We start from the raw sequence: 8569 nt of genomic DNA, 5'->3' as shown, positions 1-8569 counted from the left end.
GCCACCTGAGGTTTTAGCGGCTACTGTTGCGATAGCAGCAGTAAGGGTGGTTTTACCATGGTCAACGTGTCCAATAGTACCGACGTTGACGTGTGGCTTGTTGCGTTCAAACTTGGCCTTTGCCATGGGGTATTCCTCTTTATTGGTGAATCATAATGAATAGCTGTTTGACGGCTTATGACAGAGTTAAAACCATCAAACCGTTGACGCTATGGCTTATCTACTGAATATTATCTATTAGTCTAGTTACTCTATTTAACTACTCTATATGGGCACTATGCTAATTTTTTCAATCTGTTTGGTATGTAAAACAAGAGTATTACATACCAATTAATATACTGGCAACACTAAAAGGCAACACCTCGGTGTCACCTTTGAATCATTACTTACCGAGTCTGCTGAATTTTTTTCAATATCGGCCAAAAGTTTATAACGGTGTTATATAAGATTGATATGGTGATAGCCCACTTCTTCATATCATGCCTAAATCGTACATCGAACACGCAAACTTGAATAATAAATGGAGCTCATATTGAGAATTGAACTCAAGACCTCTCCCTTACCAAGGGAGTGCTCTACCGCTGAGCTATATGAGCGTATTTTAGACAACCAGTAGGTTATACTAAAAAATATCACGAAGCAGTATAGGCTATAGCAGCTGACTGTCATGATGAATTATTCGTCGCTATTTAAAGCTACCATTTGCGATTGATGCCACATGTATGGAGCGGGTGGCGGGAATCGAACCCGCGTCATTAGCTTGGAAGGCTAAGGTGTTACCATTATACCACACCCGCATTAACTCTATATTTAACCCAAAACAATCTTGGTGTAACACCAATAACCGTTTTGGTTTAGAGTATGCTTGGCGCTATGACAAACTTTAGAAAAATATGGTGGTGGGAGAAGGATTCGAACCTTCGAAGCTTTCGCGACAGATTTACAGTCTGTTGGGTTTGACCGCTCCCCAATCCCACCTTAGGTTGCTTTTAATAAAAGTTACTTTTGATCAAAATAAATTCAAATTAAAGTAATTATAAAAAAAGCTACTTTGAAAGAAATGGTGCCGACTGCCGGGTTCGAACTGGCGACCTACGCATTACAAGTGCGTTGCTCTACCAACTGAGCTAAGTCGGCTTGTTCTCTCAAAGTGGGGTGTATTCTATCAAATATATTGTATAACACAACCCCTATTTCTATATTTTCGCATTATTTTTGATAAATAATTTTAAATGTTTGATTATGCTACTATTTTTATAAGCATCAGACACTGCTATTTCTAGCAGCGTCTGCCTATCACTCATAAAGCAAATATTTATTAGCGAATCCGCAGTCCATCGCACGCCATTTTTACCGCTTTGACCAAGGCCAAGGCTTTTTTATTGGTCTCATCCCATTCCGCTTCTGGAACCGAATCAGCGACCACACCAGCGCCCGCTTGAATATGTATCTTACCGCGGCGCATGACTGCGGTTCGAATGGCAATAGCGGTGTCCATATTACCATGCCAGCCTAGATACCCGACTGAACCACCAAATACTGTACGTCGTACTGGTTCAACCTCATCAATAATTTGCATTGCGCGGATTTTGGGTGCTCCTGAGAGCGTACCTGCCGGAAAGGTGGCACAAAACACATCAAGCGCGTCTTTATCGGGCAATATGGTACCTTCGACATTAGAAGCAATGTGCATCACTTGCGAGTAGCGCTCAATGAACATTTTTTCCGTAACTTTGACGCTGCCATATTCACAGACACGGCCAATATCATTACGCCCTAAATCAATCAGCATTAGATGTTCAGCAATTTCTTTTTTATCACTGAGTAGCTCTTTTTCAAGCGCTAAATCTTCAGCTTCGTCTTGGCCACGTTTACGCGTTCCTGCTAATGGACGGACCGTCACTTTGCCATTTTCAATACGTGACAATATCTCAGGAGAAGCCCCAATAATATCGAAGCGCTTATGATCATCAAGAGTATAACCGTGGACTAAAAACAGATATGGCGACGGGTTTAAAAACCGTAGGGCGCGATATACGGCAAGAGAGTCGCCCTTATAATCCGCAGTCAAACGCTGCGCAGGCACAACCTGCATTACGTCTCCTGCCAAAATGTAGTCTTTAATTTTATTGACGTCGGCACAGTATTTTTCTTGTCCCGTCTGCGATACAAACTTCGGAGTTGGCATAATCGGCGCGCTTAAATCTGGCATTTCAGCGAGCTTATCTTCGATTTTTTCAAGCTCACGAATAGCAGCACCATAACCATCTTCGTCATTACAATCAGCATAGACAATAATCGATAAAGTATTTTCTAAATTATCAAAAACGATCACACTCATCGATAGCATTAACCACATATCAGGCAATGACATTGGATTGGGCGCGTCAGATAAGCCAACACTAGGCTCGATAACACGTACCATATCATAGCCAAAATAGCCTACTAGCCCACCACTAAAACTGGGTAATGCTTCGACGTCATCTGATGTTGGCATCTTATAGCCTGCCATCAGCTTACGAATGTAGTCAAACGGCTCATCAACTGCGTCGATGTCAATATGATCGTCTTTCTTGATCGTCATGTTACCATCTGCATATTGCAAAATAAGATCACTACCTAAGCCGATCATCGAATATCGTGCCCAACGCTCACCACCTACCACTGACTCAAATAAGTACGCTGAGCCACTTAGGTCTCGCACTTTTGAAAACACAGACACGGGAGTCTGAGCATCCATTAAACGTTTTTTAACCAGTGGCGCGTGGCTAAAGCCACGATTTTTAAAGGCTTGATATTCTTCAAAAGTTATCATAGTAAATAGTCTCTTAGCACAATATTGGCAAAAGATGAGAGTGGCAAAAACAGGAGTCACAAACAATAGAGTTACAGCATGCATTGATATTCTGGTAAATATAGCATGCTATAAATAGCGGACATCCACAGCTCTGTAGTGGCTAAAATCTAGCTCGACAGTATAACAAAACTGACTGATGTTATTACTGTTTAGGCGAACTGAACAGTTTGCGAATCAATATACTGACAGCTTATAAATTGACATTTATAAGCTGGTAGAATTTTTTAGGATGAGCGGTAGAGTTAAGCTATCAATTACGCACTGCCCATGTTGAACAGCCATAGGGCCAATCCAATAATAATAATGGCAATAAATACCCAAATAAACCAACCGCCACTGGGTTTTTTCTCTACATATCCGTCATTAGCGGGATTATCGATGGCCTGATCCATGGCATTATTGCCTTTAGTACCAAGATCACGAGACTGACCTAAATTAGCCGTTCCTGAGAATTGCGCAGTGGCCGCTTGTTTGGCACGTAGCACATCAGGGTCGGCTTCTTCTTGTAGCTCGGTCTTAGTGGTTTTATCATGTTCTGGACTGACTACTGGCTTTTGTCGCGTAGCCGGTTGTTGATGAACCGTTGGCTCTGTCGCTAATGGTTCGCTTGCTACTGGCTCGCTGTTTACCGATTCATTATTTAGTGGCTTTTTATTTAGTGCCTCGTTAGAAGTATCGTTGGACATCACTGTCTCCTGCTCATAAGCCATACTTGGCGATGAAGTTGATGAAGGTACAGGGTCTACCATGTCGGCGACTGGCGCGTCCGTACTTTTCGTAGTAGAAGATGAAATCTCAGTAGAAGACAACACTTCTTCAATTATCGTCTCTTTTACCACTGGATCATCTGTCTCACTTGCGCTTGCTACATTATCTACACTCGATATACTATCTGCCTCAGTACTGGCAACAGCCGTTTCCTCTGCAACAACTGGTTCTGCTGGTGAAGCAACCGCAGGCTGAGCGTCTGTTGTTTCTAAATCGGCTAATGGCGCTGCTGAAGCAGTCGTCTCATCAGTATCAGCCACTTCTTCATCAACTACAGGCACAGGCTTTGCTTCAATATCTAGGGTATCTGTACTGTTTACTTCCGCCGCTTTTGAGGCAGGCTGTTCAACATTATTAGAGTCATCAGCTGCCGCTATTGGTTTCATTACTTGAAAAGAAAAACTGGCAAAACCAAGGGTATCATCCGCTTGAAGGTGTTTAGACTGATTGCCTTCAAGACGGGTGTCATTAATAAACGTACCATTTGATGAGTCCAAATCTTTAACATACAACTTACCATTTAGCACGCTAAGCAGCGCATGATTACGCGATACTTGCTTACTGCCTAGCACCACATCATTATCACTACCACGCCCAACTGACAGGCTATCACTGACGTCTAATGTTAAGTCACCAAGCGCTTCGGTTAAGGCATTAAGATACCAAGTACTTGCTTCTTCTGCTTCTAATACCGTGTCTGCTTTGGTCATATCTTTATTCTCTAAGTTGCTCGCCATACTATTGCTCCTTGTTATTTAGTTCATTATTCAATGTTTGATTCATTATTATTGTCAAATAATTATATATTCTTATGATTGGTCATTACCTTGCTATTCAAAATCTTGTTGTCCAAAGCATCAGATAAACCACCGTTTTCTTTTGTTTTAGCAGCTTTACAACCTAGTATAAGACTATCGCTGTTGCTGTATGCTTATTTGGGAGAAAAATGGGGTTTGATTATTCCGCGTAGCTTATCATAAGGGATACTGATGATTGGCATACCGTAAGCGTAGGGGCCGATCGAATAATGCTGATAGCGAATATTAATGCTCTTATCGGTCAACGTAACGTTATCATTTGGGGTAAATGGCCAGTTTTTCTCATAACCAATAATATCCTGATCAACCGTTTTAACCCACGTTTTATACGCATCGTAAGCTAGTGACTCAAAGTCTGATTTTTTGCCTTTCTGGAGCATATCTTCTAGTCGTACTTGCTTTTTAGTACTGGGATCAAAGATTAAATATTCGCTATAAGGCATCCCATGAGCGCCACCCGTAAAGACATAAGAATTAACTTCGAACAACTCAAAATTATCTACATGCCCTAAGTAATCAGGCTTTACTGTTAAGGTATATGACCATGAGCTGCTAGTAGGCATGTCATCAGAAAATTGCGATGCTACAAAGTCATCAATAGCCGCTTTAATGACTTTCGAATTTCCACTATTTTTGACAGTAATAGGTGAAGACTCACTAGGTTTACTATTAACAACCAAGTTATCAATACGAGCATTGGTTATTTTATTAATCCAGTCATGATTGGATTTAAGGTATTTGACCTCAATTTTTGGACAATTATCACGCTCAATGCACTGCTCTTGGATATTCTGAGGTAGCTCATAATCGAGATAGTCGCTACTACTGATAAGAGTGCTCGCACTTGCTGATAAGCTTATTGCGCCAAGTAGTACCCCACTGCCCAACATACCTAATTTACCCAGCCCACCCAGCCTCAACCCACCCAGCATAGTCATCAGGCGTAGACGGCTGGGTTTAATCGTTAGTTGCTGAGCCGAGGACGGCTTAGTGGTAGCAGATTGAGTCGTTATTAGCATATATCCTCTTTGATAATCTGATGATATTTGTTATAGACGGCATTTGTTATGGGTATCGCTAGTAATAGTCTACCGTAACCATTGCAGTGTATTGTTGGAACACTGTTTGTGTTTTTGAGGGGTTTCTACTTCTAAAAAAGTAACTTTAAAGCGATATTTACAAAACAAACAATCGATAGACAATAAAAAAGACACGTTTGGCGTGTCTTTAAAAGTTATTATAAGTTGCTATTTAAAGCTCACAGGTACATCTGTTTTTGGGTGTATTTCAACATAGCAGTAAGCAATTAAGTAGTGTAAAACTAACGACGACTTTGATAGCTTGTTCTAGATGGTTCCATTACCTCGGTCTACTTTGAGTAGCCTACTAACTAAACTGATGGTTTAAGTTTAAAATCCTGGCTCCCCTAGACTATAGTTAAAAAATTGGGAGGTTAGCCACCATAAAAATACGTTTTTTATGTTCTAAACATCGCAGCAGGTGGGGTTAGTCCGGCGTAAGCCATTCCTGCCTGATTCATCCAATGTGGCTGAACAATACCATGTTGTAAAATGGCATGAATATCTCTGTGTGCCCTTTCTATTTTATATTCTTTGTATAAAGAAGAGGTTCCCGCAACCGCATAAATCTCCGATAGCATAGCCCTTGCTTCTCTTGCAGCTTCACATGACGCAGCCCATACATCAGCAAGTTGCTCATCAGTAAAGGTATTTTTATTCTGTGACTCTTCCCAGAGTGTTGCGACACTACTATGTAGTTGTGAGCGTTTAGACGCTAATAAGGTCTTACTTTTTGCTATGGCAGCTTGCACGGTTGCACGGTCGCGTAGATCTGGATTTTTCCCAGGTGTCACCCTATCTAAGCACATTTTAATTAAATCGTCCGTAGCCGCTTTTAAAACCCCTAAAGCCATTGCAGCACAACCGGCAGAATTAATACAACCAATAGGTAAACGGCTATAGGCATTATCAATGGCTATTGGACTATCGAAATCTACAGCATACTGTTCTTTTACAAAAGTATCTTCTATCACTATATCGTGACTGCCTGTACCGTTTAATCCACCCACATTCCATGTGTCAATTACTTTGATGTCGTCTTTTGGAATGAAAAATAATTTTAAGTTCGCACTTGGACCTAGGGTAGCAGGGGCGTCTTCCGAGGTAATTAGACAGCGTAAAACAAACCAATCGGCTAACTCACATCCGGATACTAAGGTCCATTGACCGGATACAATATAGCCTCCAGGAACGACCTTAGCGACACCTTCAGGACGTGCTGAGTTAGCATAAACATGAGATGGATCACTATATACCTCCTTCATACTGGCTTCGTCCAAATAACGGCCAAAAGTACAGGCTAGGTGATTGTTCCAAACAATCCAAGCAACGGAAGCTTCAGCACTGGCTAATATTTCGTAGACCTTTAAGGTTTCTACAGGATTGTCTTCCCATCCCCCTAAAGATTTTGGTAATCCCATTCTAAATAGTTCAAGGTCTGAGAGCTGTTCAACAACATTAGAAGCAAGCCTTCTGGAGCTTTCTGTTTCTTCTCTATATGAAATAGCTAGGTCGTAAATACCCTTGGCTGCATCCGTTGGTAGATTATTTTTGATCTTTAATGCTGGTATATGGCTCATGTTTTAACCTCTTCTAGGGTTTGTTTAAACTATTAGTCCACTACTTCTTCTGTCTGACTTAGTTGCTCATGTACAGGAACATCTCTGTATAACGGAAAGAAGCTTGATTCCAGTTCAACTTCAGTAAGCTCATTATTGGCTATCACTAATTCTGTGTACTTTTCTAAGTTAGAAATTAGTCTCCATGTTTTAAATTCTAGTTCTTGAGAGCTGAATCCTTTTTTATATTCGTATAAAGAATCTGAACTACATCCCAAGCCACCACCGAAATGTAATACTTTATACCCATTTTTTCTGCCCCATTCTCTAGCAATATGAGTAATTAATTTAGAGGGTTGTAAATTCCTATAATCATTAAGTGTGCCCCCTAGATAAAATTGCATAATCCCAGATTCTTTACAGATAGTATATATAGAAGAAGCTATAGCATTATCGTCCTGATAAGCAGTTACTAAAAATAGTCTATCTTGAAGATTGTTAGCTAATTCATAAATATAACTGTCATCAAAAAAATAATATTCACTTGCTCCCACCTTTGTCATAGTTTCTCGATAAATTTCTGAAAACACTTTTATTCTTTGTTCAGATAAATCCTCAATTTTAGCCCCTATATTCATCTTTAAAGCTTTTTTAATACCTCTGCGATGTTGATTTTGAGTTTCTTTCCAATGCTCATCTTCAGATTTAGATAAATCAGATATCAAAGTAAATCCATGAGCAACTGAGGTACCAATAGTACTGTCCCATTCTTTATTGAGAATAGGGTTAAGCCTTGTAAATAGAGAAACACAACCTGCTTTATAAAGAAATGTTTTTATTTCTTCCAAAATCATATCTATTTCAAGATGAGTTAGAGATTTATCTATCACTGGACCACCGTAGCCATAGGGTGATATAGCATCCCAATACTCACTATCTATTTCTCTTATTATTATTGGTAAAAAAAACTTTTTTTCTTTATATTCGGCAATAATACCTTGAGGTTTGCCCTCCTCTATTACGTTTGAAGCATTAATCCAGCCAGACAAATGATAAATGTCAAAATTATATTTTGATATCTCTTTATCCCATTCTTCATTTATTTCCGTAAAATATACTTCAATATCCCTCATTTAAATAATCCTTTTTAGTCTGATTTTAGACTAAGACAATCAAAATTTAGCCAAGTATTGGGTTGTAGCAGAACAAAGAATAAGTTTGATTGATATTTGTCACTAATATATTCATATTATTGCACTTATGTATCTATATTAACGAATATATTACAGAAGTCTAGTTTTATTTGATATTACTCAGAAATCTTAGACAGGTATCTTCAAGCTTATCGGCAGGTTTTATATTAGGGGCTGTATAGAATTCAAATCAGCGGCAGCCAAATAAAGACACAAGCGAGAATTATGGCAGCCTCATAGCTGGCTTTAAGTTTATCATAGCGTGTGGCAATGCCTCTGAAGTGTTTTAACCTAG

General features: G+C 39.7%; 6 protein-coding genes, 4 tRNA genes and 1 pseudogene. All 11 read right to left on the bottom strand.

Going from position 1 to position 8569, the window contains the following annotated elements:
* The coding region (locus JMX97_RS13360; RefSeq protein ID WP_227675427.1) for a GTP-binding protein at positions 1-126 on the bottom strand (126 nt) is incomplete at its 3' end.
* A gap of 395 nt (positions 127-521) precedes the next feature.
* Positions 522-596 (bottom strand) — tRNA-Thr (locus JMX97_RS13355).
* 127 nt (positions 597-723) lie between these two features.
* Positions 724-797: transfer RNA gene (locus JMX97_RS13350), tRNA-Gly, on the bottom strand.
* Between the two features lie 97 nt (positions 798-894).
* Positions 895-978 (bottom strand) — tRNA-Tyr (locus JMX97_RS13345).
* 83 nt (positions 979-1061) lie between these two features.
* Positions 1062-1137 (bottom strand) — tRNA-Thr (locus JMX97_RS13340).
* A gap of 181 nt (positions 1138-1318) precedes the next feature.
* Entirely contained in the window at positions 1319-2815 is a 1497-nt protein-coding gene (trpE, locus tag JMX97_RS13335; protein WP_201558899.1) for an anthranilate synthase component I, read from the bottom strand.
* Positions 2816-3111: 296 nt separating this feature from the next.
* A complete protein-coding gene (locus tag JMX97_RS13330) occupies positions 3112-4362 on the bottom strand; it encodes an FHA domain-containing protein (RefSeq protein ID WP_227671615.1) in 1251 nt (416 codons plus the stop codon).
* 194 nt (positions 4363-4556) lie between these two features.
* On the bottom strand, positions 4557-5462 hold the full coding sequence (locus JMX97_RS13325) for an RsiV family protein (protein ID WP_227671614.1): 906 nt from the start codon (positions 5460-5462) through the stop codon (positions 4557-4559).
* Positions 5463-5920: 458 nt separating this feature from the next.
* Positions 5921-7102 carry a hypothetical protein gene (locus JMX97_RS13320; RefSeq protein ID WP_201558891.1) on the bottom strand — a complete coding sequence of 394 codons (1182 nt, stop codon included), beginning with the start codon at positions 7100-7102 and terminating at the stop codon, positions 5921-5923.
* A gap of 32 nt (positions 7103-7134) precedes the next feature.
* Complete coding sequence (locus tag JMX97_RS13315) at positions 7135-8214, bottom strand: peptidoglycan bridge formation glycyltransferase FemA/FemB family protein (protein WP_201558889.1); 1080 nt, start codon at positions 8212-8214, stop codon at positions 7135-7137.
* A 245-nt stretch (positions 8215-8459) separates the two neighbouring features.
* Positions 8460-8569 (bottom strand): annotated as a pseudogene (locus tag JMX97_RS13310) (IS5/IS1182 family transposase); the annotation flags it as partial.

The organism is Psychrobacter sp. 72-O-c, from assembly GCF_904846605.1.
In the GTDB taxonomy this organism is placed as follows: Bacteria; Pseudomonadota; Gammaproteobacteria; order Pseudomonadales; family Moraxellaceae; genus Psychrobacter.
Note: the sequence above shows the minus strand (reverse complement) of the source record. Positions and strands in the feature narration are given on the sequence as shown.

Coding starts and splice junctions, on each gene's coding strand:
- trpE (WP_201558899.1), bottom strand. CDS start 2,815: ATGATAACTTTTGAAGAATATCAAGCCTTTAAAAATCGTGGCTTTAGC.
- JMX97_RS13320 (WP_201558891.1), bottom strand. CDS start 7,102: ATGAGCCATATACCAGCATTAAAGATCAAAAATAATCTACCAACGGAT.
- JMX97_RS13315 (WP_201558889.1), bottom strand. CDS start 8,214: ATGAGGGATATTGAAGTATATTTTACGGAAATAAATGAAGAATGGGAT.
- JMX97_RS13325 (WP_227671614.1), bottom strand. CDS start 5,462: ATGCTAATAACGACTCAATCTGCTACCACTAAGCCGTCCTCGGCTCAG.
- JMX97_RS13330 (WP_227671615.1), bottom strand. CDS start 4,362: ATGGCGAGCAACTTAGAGAATAAAGATATGACCAAAGCAGACACGGTA.